Annotated in this window: 20 protein-coding genes; 11 read left to right on the top strand and 9 right to left on the bottom strand. The window is 58.6% G+C overall.

The genetic code is table 11. The features are described from left to right. Window positions 1-24: 24 nt before the first annotated feature. On the bottom strand, window positions 25-1,032 hold the full coding sequence (gene ftrA / locus ACQUTD_RS14505) for a transcriptional regulator FtrA (protein ID WP_473276116.1): 1,008 nt from the start codon (window positions 1,030-1,032) through the stop codon (window positions 25-27). Window positions 1,033-1,099: 67 nt separating this feature from the next. Between ftrA and ACQUTD_RS14500 the strand changes: the two genes are divergently transcribed. Beyond that, window positions 1,100-1,501 carry a rhodanese-like domain-containing protein gene (locus ACQUTD_RS14500; RefSeq protein ID WP_072568422.1) on the top strand — a complete coding sequence of 134 codons (402 nt, stop codon included), beginning with the start codon at window positions 1,100-1,102 and terminating at the stop codon, window positions 1,499-1,501. 17 nt (window positions 1,502-1,518) lie between these two features. Here ACQUTD_RS14500 and ACQUTD_RS14495 read toward each other — a convergent pair whose 3' ends face one another. After that, window positions 1,519-2,268 (bottom strand): SDR family oxidoreductase, encoded by a 750-nt coding sequence (locus tag ACQUTD_RS14495; RefSeq protein WP_473275638.1) that lies wholly within the window; start codon window positions 2,266-2,268, stop codon window positions 1,519-1,521. A gap of 80 nt (window positions 2,269-2,348) precedes the next feature. Between ACQUTD_RS14495 and ACQUTD_RS14490 the strand changes: the two genes are divergently transcribed. Together ACQUTD_RS14490 and ACQUTD_RS14485 are read left to right on the top strand one after the other, a co-directional pair. Continuing rightward, window positions 2,349-2,708, top strand: a complete 360-nt coding sequence (locus tag ACQUTD_RS14490; RefSeq protein WP_473275640.1) for a winged helix-turn-helix transcriptional regulator — start codon at window positions 2,349-2,351, stop codon at window positions 2,706-2,708. Between the two features lie 152 nt (window positions 2,709-2,860). Next, window positions 2,861-3,961, top strand: coding sequence for a 5-methyltetrahydropteroyltriglutamate--homocysteine S-methyltransferase (locus ACQUTD_RS14485; protein ID WP_473275642.1), 1,101 nt, complete (start codon window positions 2,861-2,863; stop codon window positions 3,959-3,961). A 191-nt stretch (window positions 3,962-4,152) separates the two neighbouring features. On the opposite strand, the gene ydeE is transcribed toward ACQUTD_RS14485, so the two are convergent. After that, window positions 4,153-5,349, bottom strand: coding sequence for an efflux MFS transporter YdeE (gene ydeE, locus ACQUTD_RS14480; protein ID WP_473275646.1), 1,197 nt, complete (start codon window positions 5,347-5,349; stop codon window positions 4,153-4,155). A gap of 194 nt (window positions 5,350-5,543) precedes the next feature. Here ydeE and eamA point away from each other — a divergent pair, with 194 nt between their 5' ends. Continuing rightward, window positions 5,544-6,440: an O-acetylserine/cysteine exporter gene (eamA, locus tag ACQUTD_RS14475; RefSeq protein ID WP_473276118.1), complete on the top strand. Its 897-nt coding sequence runs from the start codon at window positions 5,544-5,546 to the stop codon at window positions 6,438-6,440. Between the two features lie 33 nt (window positions 6,441-6,473). Here the strand turns inward: eamA and marB are convergent, their stop codons facing one another. From marB to marR, 3 genes are read right to left on the bottom strand one after another with little or no spacing between them, the layout of a single operon-like run. Continuing rightward, window positions 6,474-6,689: a multiple antibiotic resistance protein MarB gene (marB, locus tag ACQUTD_RS14470; protein ID WP_473275649.1), complete on the bottom strand. Its 216-nt coding sequence runs from the start codon at window positions 6,687-6,689 to the stop codon at window positions 6,474-6,476. 32 nt (window positions 6,690-6,721) lie between these two features. Then, complete coding sequence (marA, locus tag ACQUTD_RS14465; RefSeq protein ID WP_140419632.1) at window positions 6,722-7,102, bottom strand: MDR efflux pump AcrAB transcriptional activator MarA; 381 nt, start codon at window positions 7,100-7,102, stop codon at window positions 6,722-6,724. 17 nt (window positions 7,103-7,119) lie between these two features. Next, on the bottom strand, window positions 7,120-7,554 hold the full coding sequence (gene marR, locus ACQUTD_RS14460; RefSeq protein WP_072568429.1) for a multiple antibiotic resistance transcriptional regulator MarR: 435 nt from the start codon (window positions 7,552-7,554) through the stop codon (window positions 7,120-7,122). 187 nt (window positions 7,555-7,741) lie between these two features. Between marR and ACQUTD_RS14455 the strand changes: the two genes are divergently transcribed. After that, on the top strand, window positions 7,742-8,407 hold the full coding sequence (locus ACQUTD_RS14455) for a MarC family NAAT transporter (RefSeq protein WP_072568430.1): 666 nt from the start codon (window positions 7,742-7,744) through the stop codon (window positions 8,405-8,407). Between the two features lie 37 nt (window positions 8,408-8,444). On the opposite strand, the gene ACQUTD_RS14450 is transcribed toward ACQUTD_RS14455, so the two are convergent. After that, entirely contained in the window at window positions 8,445-9,641 is a 1,197-nt protein-coding gene (locus tag ACQUTD_RS14450; RefSeq protein ID WP_473275653.1) for a sugar transporter, read from the bottom strand. Window positions 9,642-9,821: 180 nt separating this feature from the next. On the opposite strand from ACQUTD_RS14450, the gene ACQUTD_RS14445 reads away from it, so the two are divergent. Continuing rightward, on the top strand, window positions 9,822-10,619 hold the full coding sequence (locus tag ACQUTD_RS14445; protein WP_072568432.1) for a PhzF family phenazine biosynthesis protein: 798 nt from the start codon (window positions 9,822-9,824) through the stop codon (window positions 10,617-10,619). A 2-nt stretch (window positions 10,620-10,621) separates the two neighbouring features. Here the strand turns inward: ACQUTD_RS14445 and ACQUTD_RS14440 are convergent, their stop codons facing one another. Both ACQUTD_RS14440 and ptrR read right to left on the bottom strand, forming a co-directional pair. Next, entirely contained in the window at window positions 10,622-11,566 is a 945-nt protein-coding gene (locus ACQUTD_RS14440) for an L-lactate dehydrogenase (protein WP_473275655.1), read from the bottom strand. Between the two features lie 87 nt (window positions 11,567-11,653). After that, window positions 11,654-12,523 carry a putrescine utilization regulator PtrR gene (ptrR, locus tag ACQUTD_RS14435; protein WP_072568434.1) on the bottom strand — a complete coding sequence of 290 codons (870 nt, stop codon included), beginning with the start codon at window positions 12,521-12,523 and terminating at the stop codon, window positions 11,654-11,656. 104 nt (window positions 12,524-12,627) lie between these two features. Between ptrR and sad the strand changes: the two genes are divergently transcribed. The 5 genes from sad to ACQUTD_RS14410 all read left to right on the top strand — a co-directional run bounded on the left by sad (window position 12,628) and on the right by ACQUTD_RS14410 (window position 19,423). Beyond that, entirely contained in the window at window positions 12,628-14,019 is a 1,392-nt protein-coding gene (gene sad / locus ACQUTD_RS14430) for a succinate-semialdehyde dehydrogenase (RefSeq protein ID WP_473275657.1), read from the top strand. Window positions 14,020-14,174: 155 nt separating this feature from the next. Continuing rightward, window positions 14,175-15,764, top strand: coding sequence for a methyl-accepting chemotaxis protein (locus ACQUTD_RS14425; RefSeq protein ID WP_473275659.1), 1,590 nt, complete (start codon window positions 14,175-14,177; stop codon window positions 15,762-15,764). Window positions 15,765-15,824: 60 nt separating this feature from the next. After that, on the top strand, window positions 15,825-16,742 hold the full coding sequence (gene glsB, locus ACQUTD_RS14420) for a glutaminase B (RefSeq protein WP_318372883.1): 918 nt from the start codon (window positions 15,825-15,827) through the stop codon (window positions 16,740-16,742). A 127-nt stretch (window positions 16,743-16,869) separates the two neighbouring features. Further along, the gene (locus ACQUTD_RS14415; protein WP_473275662.1) at window positions 16,870-18,297 is read left to right on the top strand and encodes a diguanylate cyclase; all 1,428 of its coding nucleotides are present in this window, start codon (window positions 16,870-16,872) and stop codon (window positions 18,295-18,297) included. A 133-nt stretch (window positions 18,298-18,430) separates the two neighbouring features. Further along, window positions 18,431-19,423: a diguanylate cyclase gene (locus ACQUTD_RS14410; RefSeq protein WP_473276120.1), complete on the top strand. Its 993-nt coding sequence runs from the start codon at window positions 18,431-18,433 to the stop codon at window positions 19,421-19,423. The last annotated feature ends 37 nt before the right edge of the window (window positions 19,424-19,460 follow it).

Genomic DNA, 19,460 nt, shown 5'->3' with positions numbered 1-19,460 from the left:
TGGCGGATTTTTTTTGCCTGTAAATCACCCGGCGCTGCGGGCCAGGATGGTTTTGCGGTAATCGCCGGGGGAAATAGCGAACTGCGCGCGGAAATGATGGCGCAGGGAGGCCGCGCTGCCAAAACCGGTCTGCTGCGCGATCTCGTCAATGCGTAACCTGGAGTTCGCCAGAGACTCCCGGGCGCGCAGCAGCCGTTCGTTGAGGATCCAGCGCGCGGGCGTGGTGCCGGTGGCATCGGCGAAGCGCCGTAAAAAGGTGCGCGGACTCATGCCTGCCTGACGGGCAAGGGCTGCCACGCTGTGATTTTCCGCCAGCGACTGATGCAGAAAATCAAAGATCATCCCCAGGGATTTACTCTCCCGCGCCCGCGCCACCGGACGCACCACCTGCTGGGTTTGCGCCCCGTCGCGGTGCGGCTGCACCACCAGCCTGCGGGCGACGTTGTTGGCAATCTCCGCGCCAAAATCCTCGCGCACCACGTGCAGACATAAATCGATCCCCGCCGCGCTGCCCGCCGAGGTCAGCAGCGAGCCTTCATCATAATAGAGCGCGTCATCCAGCACCTGAATGGCGGGATAACGGCTGCGTAACAGCGGGGTGTAGCGCCAGTGGGTGGTAGCCCTGCGCCCGTTCAGCAAGCCGGTGGCGGCAAGCACAAATACCCCGGAACAGATGGTCATAATGCGGCAGCCGCGCGCACTGGCCGCGCGCAGGGCATCGCACAGTGCTTCCGGCACCGGCGTGTCCGCGCCGCGCCAGCCGGGAATGACGATGGTGTCCGCCTGCGCCAGCAGATCCAGCCCGCCGTCGGCCATGATGCGAATGCCGCCGGTGGCGCGCAGTTCCCCCTCATCCACCGCCGCCACCGCAAAGCGGTACCAGTTATCCCCCAGCTCCGGGCGCGGCAGACCAAAAATTTCCACCGCCACGCCGAATTCAAAGGTGCATAAACCATCGTAGGCGAGGGCGACGACGAACGGACGGGGCGATGCGGGAGGTAATTTTGTCATGATCCTGGCGTTTTCTGGCAGACCGGCAGGCAGTGGCGCGGCGAATTAATGGATACAGTAGTGTTATCACAAACCCGGAGAAAACACGATGAGCTATGTAACCGAATTCCCTGCCGCCACGCCGGAAGAAACCCGCCTGCATTTTCTGCATCGCCTGAGCGTGGAAACCGACTGCGCCGATGTCCATCACGCCATCACCACTGGCGATCAGGATTTTGTGCTGCTGCACGTGGTGGGGAGCGCGGCAACGTTCGCCCGCCGTCATCTGCCCGGCGCGATCCATTTACCTCATGCGCAAATGACCGCCGAACGGATGCAGGCGTGGCCCGACGGCACCCTGTTTGTGGTGTACTGTGCCGGGCCACACTGCAACGGAGCCGATCGCGCCGCGTTAAAACTCGCCACCCTTGGCCTGCCGGTAAAAATCATGATTGGCGGCATTACCGGCTGGGAGGATGAGGGCTATGCCTTTGCGCAGGGGGATGACTGAATCCCTGCGATGAAGGATTAAATCTGCGCCGCGCCGCCGTCCACGAACAGCTCGCTTCCGTTCACGAAGCTGCTGTCGTCCGAGGCGAGGAACAGGGCGGCGGCGGCCACTTCGGACGGTTCCGCCAGACGGCCCAGCGGCGTGGTGGCCTCAACCTCATTAATCATCTGCTGGTTCGCGGCTTCATCCGGCGACAGGTTATGCCAGCCTGGCGTGGAGGTGGAGCCGGGCACCAGCACATTGACGCGGATCTTGCGCGGCGCCAGATCGAGGATCCAGCCGCGGGCGAAGGTGCGCAGCGCGGCTTTGCTGGCGCTGTACACGCTGAATGCCGGAATGCCGGTGGTGGCGCTGGTGGAGCCGGTGAGGATAATCGACCCGCCGTCTTTCAGCAGCGGCAGCGCTTTCTGCACGGTGAACAGCGTACCTTTGACGTTGGTGTCAAAAATACGTTCGTAGTGTTCCTCAGTGATTTCCGCCAGCGGCGCAAAATCCCCGCCGCCTGCGTTAGCAAACAGCACGTCAATTTGTCCCGCCTGTTGGCGAACCTGGTCAAACAGGTTGTCGAGATCGGCCATCTTTGAGATATCACACGGAATACCCACCGCGCCATGCCCAATCTCCGCAACCGCCCTCTCCAGTTCGCTGACCCGACGCCCGGTCAGAAACAGCCGCGCGCCTTCCTGTGCAAAGCGTTTCGCCGAGGCCAGACCGATCCCGCTGTTCGCACCCGTAATAACGACGACTTTACCTGCAAGCTTACCCATGATGTTTCTCCGCAACTGTGTGTGAGAAAGCAGTGTAAGCACAGACTTTCCTGTATACTAGTACCTACCAAAAGGTATGTATGGAGAAAATTATGGAGCCGGTCTGCGGCCTTGATGTGGCCCTGCATTACATTGGCGGCAAGTGGAAACCGCTGTTGCTGTTTTACGTGCAGTACAGCCCGCGTCGTTTCGGGGAATTTAAACGGCTGGTTGAAGGCATCAGCGAGAAAGTGCTGATCCAGCAGCTCAAAGCGATGACGGAAGACGGCATCATCACGCGTCACGATTTCCGCGAGGTACCGCCGCGGGTGGAGTACAGCATTACCGATTTTGGCCGTTCGCTGGCGCAGGCGTTGCAGCCGCTGTGTGAGTGGGGCACCCGTAACCGGGAAAACATGGACGACGGGACGGCGACCCCGGTGTTAACGGAAGAAAGATGAATTTTTTTCAACATGCGTGAGCTTTTCTCATTTGCTATCCCGCCCAGGATATGACATCTTTTTTGGATGTTTAGCCGTCCAGAAGGCTAAAAATTCAAATAATGAACTATCACGCCAGGGTATTACTTTTCACTGGCGGCAAGGAGATAAGCATGCAACAACACGCCCCGTACCGCGCCGATGTCGTCGGCAGTTTTTTACGCCCGGACGCCATTAAACAGGCGCGAATCCAGTTTGCGCGCGGTGAAATCGACGCCGTGCAGCTGCGCGCCGTGGAAGACGACGCTATCCGCCAGGTGGTGGAACAGCAGTGCGCCTGTGGCCTGCATGTGGTGACCGACGGCGAGTTCCGTCGCGCCTGGTGGCATTTCGACTTCTTTGATGGTCTGAACGGCGTGGAGCGTTACGATTCTGAGCAGGGCATTCAGTTCAATGGCGTGCAGACCAAAGCCCACAGCGTGCGCGTGACCGGCAAGCTGAGCTTCGGCGATCACCCCATGCTGGAAGACTTCCGCTATCTGCAAAGCATCAGCGGCAATGCGCAGCCGAAAATGACCATCCCCAGCCCGAGCGTGCTGCACTTCCGCGGCGGGCGTAAAGCCATAGACGCGACGGTATACCCTACGCTGGACCGCTATTTTGACGATCTGGCGACCACCTGGCGCGATGCCATCCGCGCGTTTTATGACGCGGGCTGCCGTTATCTGCAACTGGATGACACCGTCTGGGCGTACCTGTGCTCTGACGAACAGCGTCAGCAGATCCGCGAGCGCGGTGATGACCCGGACGAACTGGCGCAGATTTATGCCCGCGTGCTGAATAAGGCGCTGGAAGGCAAGCCGGAGGATCTGACCATCGGCCTGCATGTCTGCCGCGGGAATTTCCGCTCGACCTGGATTTCGGAGGGCGGCTACGAGCCGGTGGCGGAAGTGCTGTTCGGCACGGTGAATGTCGATGCGTTCTTCCTCGAATACGATAACGACCGCTCCGGCGATTTTGCCCCGCTGCGCCATGTGCGTCCTGGCAAACAGCAGGTGGTGCTGGGGCTGATCACCACCAAGAATGGCGAGCTGGAAAACCCGGAAGGCATTAAGGCGCGCCTGCAGGAAGCGGCGCAGTATGTGGATATCAATCAGATCTGCTTAAGCCCGCAGTGCGGCTTTGCGTCAACCGAAGAGGGCAATTCCCTGACGGAAGCGCAGCAGTGGGACAAAGTCCGCCTTGTCACCGCCATCGCCGATGAAGTGTGGTAAGTGACAGTGTAACGCTAAGTTGCCCGGCGGCGCGATGCTTGCCGGGCCTACAGGGTCGTCACCATGTTCACCCCTGGCCGGGTCAATCGCCCGGCGGCGCGATGCTTGCCGGGCCTACAGGGCAAGCCGGTTAAAACGTAGGCCGGGTAAGGCGAAGCCGCCACCCGGCATTTACCGCCCGTCACCACGCTTTAAACCGCCACCTTTTCCTTCACGTCCTGCCACGGACTTACCCGCATCCCCAGCAGCATCATCAGCCAGGCCAGCACAATCACCACCATCAGGATCACAAACAGCGACCAGCCCGGCAGATTCGTCAGGATCACCCCGGTGGCCAGCGGGTTTAACGCCGCGCCCAGCCAGCCTAACGCCTGCGCTGAGAAGTAGCTGGATTTCATACCCGCAGGCGCGATGTTATCGATCAACAGGTATTCCCCCGGCGCATAGATAATCTCGCCGACGGTAAAGATCGCCGAGGCAATGCCCCAGAACCACAAATTGCTGCCCGCGAGCATAAAGCCCGCCAGCCCCACCACAAAAAACAGCGTCCCGGCGGCCATCAGCGGCTGGATATTGCGGGCGTTAATACTGCGGCCCAGCGCATATTGCAGGCTGACCACCATCGCGGCATTCACCGACAGCACCACCGCCACCACTTTCTCGGCGAAATTGTTATCCGCCACGCTCATCACGTACTGGGAAATACAGGTGGCGAAGGAACCGGCGACAAAAGAAGCCAGAAAACCGGAGAGGGTGAACCACAATAGCGCCTTATCCCGCAGCAGCACCGACGGCGACCAGGCAACGCTCTCTTCGCCGCGCATATTGATGGGAATACGCTGCACAAACAGCTGAATAAACACCAGCGGGAAAGCGGCGCAGGCTGCCGCCAGCCAGAACGGCAGGTTGACGCTCTGCATCACCAGCAGCGTGCCGAGGGGCGGCCCCACGGTCCAGCCAATATTCAGCACCGTATAATTGAGGGAGAAAATCTTCGCTTTCGCTGACGGCGTCAGGGTGTCCGAGAAATAGGCCTTCAGTACAGTGGAGAACACCGAATAGGCGCAGTTGATCAGCGCAAACAGCGCCACCACCACGATCACGTTATTACTGAGCGGGATCGCCGAGAAGCCGATAATGAAACAGGCGATGGCGATCACCATATAGCGCTTTTTGTCGAATTTATCCGCAAGAATGCCAAACCCGAGGCTGAAAAAGACGCCGATGGTGAGGGCAATACTCAGGGCATAACCTACTGCATCCACCGTCATGCCGTACTGACGGCTAAGATAGATCGTCATAAAGGGCAACGTGGCACCGCGACCAATGGTCAGCAGTAACGAGGAGGCGAGTAGTGCGAGGGTGGAACGGGTTTGTGTTGGGATCATATGCTTGCCTGACATCACATTCATTATCGTTATTTGCTATGACTTACAGCAATAACATGCAGATCCGGGCTTGTATAGCTACCGGTTTGTTCTCGAATGCGAAATCTGACCTGCCATAATTTGGGATCTGTCTCTGTACATTCTTTTACGTTAACGTTACTTTTTTACATAAATTTAAAAACATCGGGGCAATGATGACGCGTAAAGATAGTCTGCTGGCGTTGCTGGTCGTGGTGGTGTGGGGACTGAATTTCGTCGTCATCAAACTTGGACTGCACAATATGCCCCCGCTGATGCTGGCGGGATTACGATTCGTGCTGGTGGCCTTTCCGGCGCTGCTGGTGGTGTCACGGCCAAAAATCCCGATGCGTCTGCTGCTCGGCTACGGGCTGACCATCAGCTTCGGGCAGTTTGCCTTTCTGTTCTGCGCCATTAACTTCGGAATGCCCGCCGGGCTGGCGTCGCTGGTGCTGCAGGCGCAGGCGTTCTTTACCATTATTCTCGGCGCCTGCGTGTTCGGCGAGCGCTTACAGGCGAAGCAGGTGATCGGCATTACGCTGGCGGTGTTCGGCGTGCTGGTGCTGGCGCAGGCGAGCCTCAACGGTCAGCATGTGGCGCTGCTTGGCTTTCTGCTGACGCTGGCGGCGGCGCTGAGCTGGGCCTGCGGCAATATTTTCAACAAGATGATCATGCAGCTGCCGGTGCGCCCGTCGGTGATGTCGCTGGTGGTGTGGAGCGCGCTGATCCCCATCGTGCCCTTTATGGTGGCGTCGCTGATTTTCGACGGTCCGGCTGTGATGGTACAAAGCCTGGTGAATATCGATCTCGTCACCGTCTTTTCGCTGCTCTATCTGGCCTTTGTGGCGACCATTATCGGCTACGGCATCTGGGGTACGCTGCTCGGGCGCTATGAAACCTGGCGTGTTGCGCCGCTGTCTTTGCTGGTGCCGGTGTTCGGTATGGGCAGCGCGGCGTTATTGCTGGGTGAAACCCTGACGCTGTTACAGCTGGTCGGGGCGGCGCTGATTATGGCGGGGCTGTATATCAATATCTTTGGCGTGCGTTTCCGTAAAGCGCTGCCGGTCAGATAAAAAAAAGCCCCGCCGGAGCGGGGCAAAGCGAAATTAGCCGTGCCGGTTGTAATAAGGCACGCCTAATTCGTCGGATTTGTCGCTGCCGGTTCCCATATGATTGAAGTCGAAAGGCGACTGGTCGTGGGCCGACGGCATGATCATCGCGTCGCGGTCACTGGATGCGGCAGGATGACGGGACTGCTCCGCATAGCTCTGGGCGCTTACCAGCATCAGAGCGGTGAGGGCGGCGGAGACGATAGTTTTCATGATTTCCTCGATACGTCTAAATCAGGCGTTTCTCAATTACAGTGATTAATAGGTAGCAGATACCGGGTTTCGCCGTGCATACCGGTGGTGCGGTATTTGTGCGGCGGCACGTCAAAGTAGTTCTTGAAAGTGCGCGTCAGCGTCTGCTGTGACTCAAAGCCATAACGCTCGGCCAGATAGAGGATCGGCTCGTTGCTCTGCTTGAGCTTTTGCGCAATTTCAGTCAGTTTGCGGCTGCGGATGTATTGACCTAATGAATGGCCAGTTTCTTTTTTGAACATCCGTTGCAGGTGCCACTTCGAGTAACCTGAACGCTCGGAAACCTTCTCCAGCGACAGCGGGGATTCCAGGTTATCTTCAATCCAGTCCAAAATGCTATGAATAGTGATCGCGTCATTATTGCGTCTGGACATCGTCATACCTCGTTGTTTTACGGCAGTACTTTTTTGAGTAAATACTCAAGAGTTGCCACTTCGTCTGCCGTTAAGTTTTTTGTTAGTTCCTGGTGCAGGTCTTGTCCTAATAACTGATGGCCGCGCTCGCACAGCGCCGCGCCATCGGTGGTCAACCGGATCAGTACGCCGCGCTTATCGTGCGGGTTTGGCGTACGTTCGATCCAGTCTTTGCATACCAGACGATCCAGCATGCGGGTCAGGGCGCCCAGATCGACAGAAAGCACTTTTTTCAGTTCCACCGGCGTAATGCAGCCGGCGCAGCGAATTGAACAAAGCACTTTAAACTGCGTCGCGGTAATATCCAGCGGCGACAGGTAATCGTTAAGCAGGCGATCTTTTTTCTGGTTAACCATATGAATAAGACGGCCAAGTGGGATGATTTCGTTAAACAAGTCACTTGTGTTATTCACGATGGTTGCCCCGGCAAGTAAGTAATCACGGCGGATATTATTGCCGGGGCAAGTATAAGTCAACTGAATGAATCGCCGAATGCCACGAATTGCTAAAACGTTTCACGTCCTGTCACTTTTCTGCTCCTCGCCCCCCTTTACAGATATACTTGACGGGTCTTTACCTCATCACAGGAGTGAAATTTTCATGCTGGATCTTATTCGGGCGATTGGCCTCGGACTGGTGGTTTTACTGCCGCTGGCGAATCCCTTAACCACGGTTGCGCTCTTTCTCGGCCTTGCCGGGAACATGAACAACGCCCAGCGCAACGAACAGGCGCGCATGGCCTCGCTGTATGTCTTTATCATCATGATGGTGGCGTACTACGCCGGGCAGCTGGTGATGAACACCTTTGGTATTTCGATACCCGGTCTGCGAATTGCGGGCGGGCTGATCGTCGCCTTTATCGGCTTCCGTATGCTGTTCCCGCAGCAGAAAGCCCATGAAACGCCGGAGGCGAAAACCAAATCCGAAGAGCTGGAGGACGCGCCGGATACCAATATCGCCTTTGTCCCGCTGGCGATGCCCAGCACCGCCGGGCCGGGGACCATTGCGATGATCATCAGTTCCGCCTCAACTGTGCGCCACTCCAGCGAGTTTCCGGAATGGGTGATCACCGTCGCGCCGCCGCTGATTTTTGCGCTGGTGGGGCTGATTTTGTGGGGCAGCCTGCGCAGTTCCGGGGCGATCATGCGGCTGGTGGGCAAAGGCGGTATCGAAGCGATTTCACGTCTGATGGGCTTTTTGCTGGTCTGTATGGGAGTGCAGTTCATCATTAACGGCGTGCTGGAAATCATCACCACTTATCATTAAAAAACAGCCCCTGACCTGGCGGTGAGGGGCTGGCAATTCAGACGGTCGGCGCGTGCTCTTCCAGCGCCGTCGGCCAGCGGCGGAATATCAGTACCGCCCAGATCAGCGCCGCCAGCGCAGGTATCGCGCCCACATAGCCGATAGCGCTCATCGAGCCGTGCAGGCTCACCTGATTGCCCACCAGCGCGCCCGCGCCAATGCCAATGTTGAAAATCCCCGAGAACAGCGCCATCGCCACGTCGGTGGCATCCGGCGCCAGCGACAGCACCTTCACCTGCATGCCAAGGCCGATGATCATGATCGCCACGCCCCAGAACAGGCTCAGCACCGCCAGATGCATCTCACTGTCTGCCGCCGGCAGCAGCAGCGCCAGACACAGCGTCAGCAGGGCGATCGCACCGCTCACCAGCCCTGAGGCGTGGGCGTTACCCAGCTTGCTGAACAGCACGCTGCCGATGATGCCCGCCCCGCCCAACACCAGCAACAGCAGGGTGGCGAAGCTGGCGCTCGATCCGGCGACCGTCATCACAAACGGCTCGATATAGCTGTAGGCCGTATAGTGCGCTGTCACCACCACCACGGTGAGCAGATAAATCGCCATCAGCGCCGGACGGCGGAACAGCACCGGCAGGCTTTTCAGCGATCCGGAGTGCTCGCTCGGCAGACGCGGCAGCAGTTTGACAAGGCACAGCAGGGTGATGAGCGCCCCGAGGCCGATAATAAAGAAGGTGGTGCGCCAGCCGAAATACTGCCCGACGAGGCGGCCAATCGGCAGGCCGAGCACCATCGCCAGCGCGGTGCCGGTGGCCAGCAGGCTCAGCGCCTGGGCGCGTTTGCCCGCCGGGGCGAGGCGGATCGCCAGCGACGCGGTGATCGACCAGAAAATCGCATGGGCAAAGGCAATGCCGATACGGCTTACCACCAGCACGGTAAAGTTCCATGCGAGGAACGACAGCACATGGCTGGCGATAAACAGCACAAACAGGCCAATCAGCAGCTTACGCCGTTCCACCTGGCTGGTGAGCAGCATAAAGGGCAGCGACAGCAGCGCCACCACCCAGGCGTAGATGGTCAACATAATTCCGACCTGCGCGGTTTCCATACCAAAGCTCTGCGCGATATCAGAGAGCAGCCCCACGGGGACGAACTCCGTGGTGTTAAAAATAAAGGCCGCAATGGCAAGCGTAACCACCCGTAGCCACGCGACCCGGCGTGATACCGTGTTGGTTGTCATAAATTTCTCAGGCGTGAATGCAATAAGGGAAGACGGCGATCTTAAAACGATTAGTGGTGAAAATACAGCCGTTTTGTGATTTAGATCTCATTTTCCTGCCTGCGCTGACCGATAAAAACGGCTGCGCGCTGCGGTGCCTTATGTCATGGTAGCCATCGGGATCCGCAACAGGAGCAGACAATGCAGGAAATTGATTTTTATATGGTTGATGCGTTCAGCGACCGCGCCTTTGGCGGTAACGCGGCGGCGGTATGCGTATTAACGGAATGGCTGCCGGATGAGACGCTGCTGAAGATGGCGAAACAGCATAACCAGTCCGAGACGGCGTTCTTTGTGCGCCATGATGACGGCTATGAGCTGCGCTGGTTCACCACCCAGTATGAGATTGACCTTTGCGGCCACGCGACCCTCGCCGCCGCGCACGTGATCTTTAACCATCTGGGGCATCCTGATACGGAAATTGCTTTCACCACCCGCTTCGTCGGCCCGCTCAGCGTCTCCCACAATGGCGACTGGCTGACGCTGGATTTCCCGGCCTGGCAGACGCAGCCGGTGGAGGACCTCCCGCCATTGCTGTTCAGCGCGCTGGGCATCGACCATGCGGTGGAAGTGCGCGCCGCACGGGATTATCTGGTGGTGCTGCAAAATCAGCAGCAGGTGGAAGCCCTGCAACCGGATATCGCCGCCATGATACCGCTTGGCAAAATGGTCTGCGTCACCGCGCGGGGGGATAACCATGATTTCGTCAGCCGCTTTTTCTGCCCCGGCGAAGCGGTGGCGGAAGATCCGGTCACCGGCTCCGCCCACAGTATGCTGATTCCGTACTGGGGCGAGAAGCTTGGCAGAACGCACCTTGCGGCCCGTCAGGTTTCCGCCCGCGGCGGCGATCTGCGCTGTGAATGGCGCGGCGAGCGGGTGAGCATCGCGGGTCAGGCCACCACTTACCTCACCGGGCGCATTCAGCTGAAACAGCCTTAACCTTACGGCAGGCGGGCGATATTGGCGGTAATGACGCTGGCGGAGTGACGGAACAGCGCCAGCTCATCGTCCGCCAGCTGTAACTCAATGATCTGCTGTACCCCGCTTTGCGCCAGCACGGCGGGCACGCCAATGGCGATATTGCTCATGCCGTACTCGCCGTCCAGAATGCAGGAGATAGCCAGCGCCCGGTGGCTGCCGGTAAAGATATTGCGGCAGATCTCGGCGATGGTGCCGGCAATACCGTATTCGGTGCAGCCTTTGCGGGCGTAAATATCAAATCCCAGACGACGCACCTTCGCCGCCAGCTGGTCGCCATCCAGCGGCTGCCCGGTTTTGCGCTGGTACACCTCGGCAATGGGGGAGCCGTAAACCGAAGAGTGCGACCACACCGGGAACTGGGTGTCGCCGTGCTCGCCGAGGATAAAGGCATCAATACTCTGCGCGCCAATGTCCAGCGCCTCCGCCAGCGTGCGGCGCAGCCGGGTGGTATCCAGCCAGACGCCGGTGCCGATCACCTGATTGCGCGGCAGCCCGGAAAGCTTCCACACCTGCCAGGTAATGATGTCGCAGGGATTGGTGGCGACGAGAAAAATGCCGTTAAAGCCGTTAGCCATCATCTGCGGCACAATGGTCTGCACGATACGCGCCGTGCCGGTCAGCTCATCAAGGCGGGTCTGGCCGGGTTTGAGCGCGCCGCCGGAGACGGTGATCACCGCGATATCCACATCCGCGCAGTCCGTCACCTCACGGGTGGAAAGGGTCATCATGCCCGGCATATAAGCGGCGGCGTCGGCCAGATCCTGCGCATGACCGGCCACGCGCTCATGGTTAACGTCCACCAGAATCAACGCTTCACAAATATTCTGATTAAGCAGGGCGTAGGCCGCAGAGGCGCCCACGTTGCCGGTACCGATAATCATGACCTTTCGGGCTTTGGTATTCATGGATGTTCCGTTTTCAGGAAAAAGATAATTAAAAGTATCGCTCCTGACCGGGTCAGCGCAATGCGCTAACCGGCGTATAGGAAAATCCTATGACGCCGTCCCGCGCTCCGCGAGCAAATCAATAAACGCCTCCAGCGGCCGGGTCTTCGCGCCACGCCGCCACACCAGCCAGGTGGTCAGCCAGCGCCAGTTCTCCGCCAGCGGCCAGGCGCTGATCTGATGATGCCCCGGCATACTTTCCAGCATAGAGCGCGGCATCAGGGCAAGGCCCGCCCCGGCTATCACGCAGGCAAGCATACCGTGGTAGGACTCCATCTCATGGATTTTACCCGGCGTGGCGTGATCCGCCTGAAACCAGCTTTCAAAATGCCGCCGGTAGGAACAGTTGGCGCGAAAGGCGTAGATGCTCATGCCGTTCACTTCAGCGGCGCGGGTGACAGGCGGATGTCCGCCGGGGGCCACCAGCATCATCTCTTCGCGATACACCGGAATGCCTTCCAGCCCCGGATGCATCACCGGGCCATCCACAAAGGCCGCGCTGAGCCGCCCGTCGATCACCCCGTCGATCATGGTGCCGGACGGCCCGGTCGCCAGGTCAAACTGGATCCGCGGATAGCGCTGATTGTATTCCGCCAGGGTGACAGGAATACGCACGGCGGCGGTACTCTCCAGCGCGCCGAGGGAGAACAGCCCCTGCGGTTCGTCACCGGCGACCACGCTGCGCGCCTCATCCACCAGCGCAAGGATCTGCTGGCTGTAGTGCAGAAAACTGTGCCCGGCGGGGGACAGACGCAGCCGCTGGTTTTCGCGGATAAAGAGATCGACCCCCAGATCCGCTTCGAGCTGGCGAATGCGGGTGGTCAGGTTTGACGGGACGCGGTGCACCTGCTGCGCCGCCTGGGTGATGCTGCCGGTACGGGCGACGGCGTTAAACATCTCAAGCTGGGTTAAATCCATGCCATTCTCGATTTGTGAATAGTGTGGTTAATATTATTCAGTTTTCAGAAATAGCAGAGGCAGGCAGGATAGGGCAAGTCTTACATTCATAAAGAGAGAAAATTATGACCCCTTCATCTGTCACTCATGCGCTGTCCGTCAACCCGGCAACCGGAGAAACCCTGGCCGCCCGCCCGTGGGCCACCGCGGAAGAAGTGAATAACGCCGTCGAGCTGGCGGATCGCGGTTATCGCCAGTGGCGCGAGCTGGATGTTGAGCAACGCGCCGGGATGCTGCGCAGGGTGGGCGCTACGCTGCGTCTGCACGGCGAAACTATGGCGCAGCGCATCCGCCAGGAGATGGGCAAGCCCATTGTGCAGGCGCGCGGCGAAGTAAAAAAATCGGCGGATCTCTGCGACTGGTATGCGGAACACGGCCCGGCGATGCTCAGCACGGAGCCGACGCAGGTGGAAAATAATCAGGCGGTGATTGAGTATCGTCCCCTTGGCCCGGTGCTGGCGGTGATGCCGTGGAACTTCCCGGTGTGGCAGGTGCTGCGCGGCGCGGTGCCGATCCTGCTGGCCGGTAACAGCTATTTGCTGAAACATGCGCCTAACGTGCTGGGCTGCGCTGAGCTGCTGGCGGAAATCTTCCGCGAGGCGGGCGTGCCGGAAGGGGTGTTTGCCCAGGTGAATGCCACCAATGAGGGGGTGAGCCAGGCCATTAAGGATCCGCGTATCGCGGCGGTGACGGTCACCGGCAGCGTGCGGGCAGGGGCGGCCATTGGCGCGCAGGCCGGTGCGGCGCTGAAGAAATGCGTGCTGGAGCTGGGCGGTTCCGATCCCTTTATTGTGCTTAACGATGCCGATCTGGATCTGGCGGTAAAAGCCGCCGTCGCCGGACGCTATCAGAATACCGGACAGGTGTGCGCGGCGGCGAAGCGCTTTATCGTCGAGGAAGGGATTGCCGCTGCCTTTACGGAGAAATTCGTTACCGCGGCAGCGGCGCTGAAAATGGGCGCGCCGGATGTGGAAGAAAACTATCTCGGCCCGATGGCGCGTTTCGATCTGCGCGATGAGCTGCATCAGCAGGTGCAGGCCAGCCTGCGTGAAGGGGCGAGCCTGCTGCTCGGCGGTGAGAAACCAGCGGGGGCAGGAAATTACTATCCGGCTACCGTACTGGGTAATGTGACGCCTGCGATGACCGCGTTTCGTCAGGAGTTGTTCGGGCCAGTGGCGGCGATCACCGTGGCGAAGGATGCAGAACATGCGCTGGCGCTGGCTAACGACAGCGATTTCGGGTTATCGGCGACGCTCTTTACCGGTGACGAAGATCGTGCCGCCCGTTTTGCGGCGCGTCTGGAGTGCGGCGGGGTGTTTATCAACGGCTACAGCGCCAGCGATGCCCGCGTGGCCTTCGGTGGGGTGAAGAAAAGCGGCTTTGGCCGCGAGCTGTCCCATTTTGGTCTGCATGAGTTTTGTAATGTGCAGACGGTATGGAAAGATCGCGTCTGGTGAGCTTGCCCGGTGGCGCTACGCTTACCGGGCCTACAGTAGCCCGCCCGTAGGCCCGTGCAAGCAACGCGCCGCCGGGCAATGGCGATGTTAATGTCATGGTACTGTCATTTATCTTTTGTAGACTCGCGCCCATTGTGAGGTTACAGAAGAATATCATGAACTTATTGCAAATTTTCCGCCGTCTGACGCGGCGATTTACTCCACGGCAGTTTGGTTTGCTGGCCGGTATCTTTTGCGTGATCGGCCTGTTTTCCGCCCTCCAGATCTCCTCCTCACTGCTGCTCTCCCGCTCCCTTAACGAAGCGCAGCACAACGAACAGCGCAATCAGCTGGCGCAACATCAGCAGGTCAAACTGGATGAATCACGCATCGCGCTGCTGGCCGCAAGCGATCTGTTAAACCGCGCAGGCGTCTGGTTTATGCAGGATCAGGCCACCGGCTCTGACGGCAGCTGGCACAGTCTGATGGAGGAAGCGCAGCAGGCGCTGGTCACCTCCCACAAGGCCTGGGACGACTGGCTGGCGCTGAACCCGGTAAAAGATGACGGGCTGATCAACAGCTATCAGCAGTTCTTTGGCGCGATCAAAGAGCAGGCGGACGGGCTGACGCGCACGCAGTCCATCGATGCGTTTTTTGCCGTGCCCGCCCAGGCCTTTCAGGCGGATTTCAACGATAACTTTGCCCGCTACCAGCAGGCCAGCCAGCAACGGGCGGAGCAGGGGCGTCAGGCGCTGATGGGCAGTCTCACCGGCCTACAGGATCTCTATCTGCTGGCTCCGGCGCTGCTGCTGGCCATCGCCGTGGCGGTATGGTTCGGCATGTCCCGCTGGGTGATCACACCGCTGCGTGGGCTGATCAAACATATCAATCTGCTGGCTGCGGGAGATCTCTCCACGCCCTTGCCGCAGGTGGCGTATTTTAACCGTGAGGTAGGTCAGCTCGCCGCCAGTATCAGCACCATGCAGCACGGTCTGTTGCAGCTGGTTGTGCAGGTGAACGACGCCACCGCCTCGATGGTGGATCATATTAATCGTCTGGCGGATGGCAACCAGAAGCTGTATCAGCAATCGGCGCGCCAGGCGAAAGAGCTGGATGAGGTGACGGCCCATATCGCGGCGCTGGAATCCCACGTTGAAGGCAATACCGGCTACGCGCAGCTTGCCAGCCAGCGGGCGGATGAGGCGCAACAGGTGGCGGCGGGGGGCGATCGCATGATGGATATGGTGAATGCCTCCATGCGCGCCATTGTCGAACGCTCCGCAGAGATGCGCGGCATTGTGTCGATTATCGACAGCGTGGCGTTTCAGACCAATATTCTGGCGCTTAATGCCGCCATTGAAGCGGCCCATGCCGGAAATCACGGGCGCGGCTTTGCGGTGGTGGCGAAAGAAGTCGGTCTGCTGGCACGTAAGAGCAGTCACTCCACGCAGACCATTCAGCAACTGATCCAGCATTCATTACAGGGCATTGAAGACGGATCCCAGGCGGTCACGCGTCTGGAAGATAATCTGCAACAGGTAACGGGGCTGGTGGGGCATCTGAGTACGCTGCTCAGTGATATTTCCGCCGCCACTCTGAATCAGGGGGAGAATATCCACCAGATGACCCGTCAGCTGCATGGCCTGAATCAGGTGGCGCGGCATACCGGGGAGCTGGTGAGCACGGCGGCGATGGCCTCGCAGCAACTCCATGATGATTCACATCAATTGATGCAGGCGGTGGCGCGTTTTCGTCTGCCCGCCTGACGGTGGCTCTGCTATACTCCCGGCCTCTTATGGCCGGGGTGTAAGGAGCATACTGTGGCGATGATTGATAACGATGTACTGGAAACCATCCTGACGCAGATCAGGCCGCTTATCGGGCGCGGTAAAGTCGCGGATTATATTCCGGCGCTGGCCTCGGTGGAGGGTAATAAGCTGGGTATCGCCATCAGTACGGTGAACGGACAGCACTTCGCGGCAGGTGACGCCCATGAACGCTTTTCCATTCAGTCGATTTCCAAAGTGCTGAGTCTGGTGGTGGCGATGAATCACTATCAGGAAGATGAACTCTGGTCGCGCGTGGGGAAAGATCCCTCCGGTCATCCCTTTAACTCCCTCTTACAGTTAGAAATCGAGCAGGGGATCCCGCGCAATCCCTTTATCAACGCCGGTGCGCTGGTGGTGTGCGATATGCTGCAAAGCCGTCTCAGCGCGCCCCGTCAGCGGATGCTGGAAATCGTGCGTAAGCTCAGCGATGTGCCGGATATTGCCTATGACGCGACCGTCGCCCGCTCGGAGTTCGAACATTCTGCCCGTAACGCCGCCATTGCCTGGCTGATGAAATCCTTTGGCAATTTTCATAATGACGTGACCACGGTGTTGCAAAACTATTTTCACTACTGCGCGCTGCGGATGAACTGTGCCGAACTGGCAAAGACCTTTCTGTTTCTCGCCTGCGAAGGGCGCGCGCCGCATCTTGCGGAGCCGGTGGTGTCGCCCTTACAGGCACGTCAGGTGAATGCGCTGATGGCGACCAGCGGAATGTATCAGAGCGCCGGAGAATTCGCCTGGCGCGTAGGGCTGCCCGCCAAGTCCGGCGTCGGCGGGGGGATTATCGCCGTGGTGCCTCACGAAATGGTGATCGCCGTCTGGAGCCCGGAACTGGACGAGGCGGGGAATTCGCTGGCGGGCATTGCGGCGCTGGAAGTATTGACCAGACATATGGGGCGCTCCGTCTACTGATCGGCAGAGATAAGCCCGGATAATATTAAGCGTCAGAGGATTAAGATGGTAAAGGACATGTTAAGCTCCTGTACCATTTTTTCTGACCTTATGCTCGCCCTGTGCGATTGTCTGGAATACTAATTTAATGCGCCCTGATGTGATGACGCCTTTTCGTTTGTTCCGTGAAGATAAACCGCTGCGTAACGCTGTCTGTATATTCCTGATCACCACGCTGTTTTACGCCATTGGCGCGATGCTGCGGCTGGTGGAAGAGCTGTCGCTGTTCTGGCCGCTGAATGCGGTGATGGCCGGTATTTTTGCCCGTTTCGCCTGGCTTAATCGCCTGCATAATTACGCCATCTGTTATACCGCGATGATGCTCTACGACGGGCTGACCACCGACTGGGGCCCGGCCTCGTTTGTGATTAACTTCTCCAATATGGTGTTTATCCTCACCTTTGCGCTGCTGGTCCAGCGGGACAAACATGTCCCCGTGCAGGCGGAAGCGCTCTCTGTCGCCCTGCGGCTGTTTAATTACTGTCTGCTGGCCTCGGTGCTGTGTGCCTTGTGCGGGACTTTTGGTTCGCTGGGTATTGACACTCAGGCGTTCTGGCCGCTGTTTGCCGACTGGTTCAGCGAGCAGTTCTCCACTGGCGTGATGATCCTGCCCTGTATTCTGGCGATCTCCTGGCCGGGGCTGCGTCTTCCGTTTAAGGTGCAGCACCTGCTGCCGCTGATGGCGCTGGCCCTGAGCATCGTCGCCTCGGTGGTGATTGGCGGGGCGGGCAGCCTGGCGTTTCCGCTGCCGGCGCTGATCTGGTGCGCGGTGCGCTATTCACTGCTGAGCACGGCGCTGCTGACGCTGATCACCGGCGCGGCGGAAATCATACTGGTGGCTAACTCCATCATTAATATTTCCATGTCCGCGAAACTGCATACCTCGCAGATGTTTTCTGCGCGTCTGGGGATCGCCACCATGACCATCTGCCCGATTATGGTATCAGTCAGCGTGAATGCCATTAATGCGTTAATGAAGCAGGTATCTCTGCGCGCCGATTTCGATTTCCTCACCCAGGTCTATTCCCGCTCTGGTCTGTATGAACTCCTGCGTCAACAGGAGAAAATTAACCATGCCCCGCGCCCGATGTCGGTGATGCTGCTGGATATTGATTACTTTAAAACCATTAATGATAACTATGGTCACGAATGCGGGGATAAGATCCTCACTGCCGTGGCGCAGAAAGTGCAACAGGTGGTGGGTAATGCCGGTAACGTGGCGCGGATGGGCGGGGAGGAGTTTGCGGTGATCGCTAGCGTGCCGGATGAGCAGCAGGCGCTGCAACTGGCGGAAACGATCCGTCAGAGTATCGAGCAGCATCGTTTTCGCTGGCGGCAACAGACGCTCTCGCTGACCGTCAGTATCGGGTTGAGTCATGCGGTGAGCGAATTCTGGCAGCGCACCGAAACCTTTAATCGTCTGCTCAATGAAGCCGATGAATATCTCTATCAGTCTAAAAAGGCCGGGCGTAATCGCGTCAGCGTGCAGGGCGGTGCGCAGACTTTATTGATATGACTGTTAAATAACTTGCCAGGTATTTTCGGCGTCAATAATATGGCCGGGTAAACCTGGTGAGACATGCGGCATGAACGGATCGGACAAACTGAATATTAACGCCAGGGTGACTGGTCTGCGATTTGTTCGCCGCATGTATCTGATGCGTATGCTCGGTACGCTACTCTGTTTTTTTCCTGTTCTCTCGGTACTGGTGGAACATCATCAACCGCTGTGGCTGATGGTGCTGCTGGGCGTCAACGCGTTTGTCTGGCCCGGCCTGGCGTTTCTCCGCGCCCGGCGTTCTGCCACGCCGCACAATACCGAACATCAGAATCTGCTGCTGGATGCCGGAGCGGGTGGTTTCTGGATCGCCATGATGGCGCTGAATCCGCTGCCATCGGTGGTGATCGCCACTATTCTGCTGTCGGACAGACTGGCGGCAGGCGGCCTGAAACTGCTGCGTAAAGCCGCCATCGCGCTGGTGGCAACAGGCCTGTTCGCCTGGCTGATAAGTGGTATGCCTTTTGAACCGCAGGTTTCCCAGCGCACCATGTTCGCCACGCTGCCGCTGGTGGCGATTTATATGCTGGCGCTGAGCGTGCTGACCGACGCCATTAGCCGCAAGCTGCGGCTGAAAAGCCGCGAGCTGGAGCGCATCGCCATGATGGATCCGCTGTTGGATATTGCGAACCGTCGCCTGCTGGAAAAACGTATTACGCATGAGCTGGATACCCTCAACCAGCGCTGCCGCAGCTCAATACTGATGTTTATTGATATTGATAACTTCAAAGAGGTGAACGATAGGTTCGGGCATAAAGTCGGCGATACGCTGCTGGTGACGGTCTCAAAAATTCTGCATGCGGCGACGCGGCAAACCGATACCCCGGCGCGGCTGGGGGGCGATGAGTTTGTCATCCTGTTGCCGGATACTACCCTGGACGAAGCCTATATTGTGGCTACACGCATTATGGACGGCGCGTCGGTGATGACCATTGGCGCGGATATTTCATTCCGCACGACGCTGAGTATTGGCATCGCCAGCGCCACCCCGGCGATGGACGACGTCACAGACTGGCTGAAAGCCGCCGACGATGCGCTTTACCGCGCCAAGCGTGAAGGCAAGAACCAGATCTACTGTCACTGACAAACGCGCTGAATGAACTAGACTTTATGCATGTCTG

The sequence above is a fragment of the Enterobacter sp. K510 genome, assembly GCF_055804875.1.
Note: the sequence above shows the minus strand (reverse complement) of the source record. Positions and strands in the feature narration are given on the sequence as shown.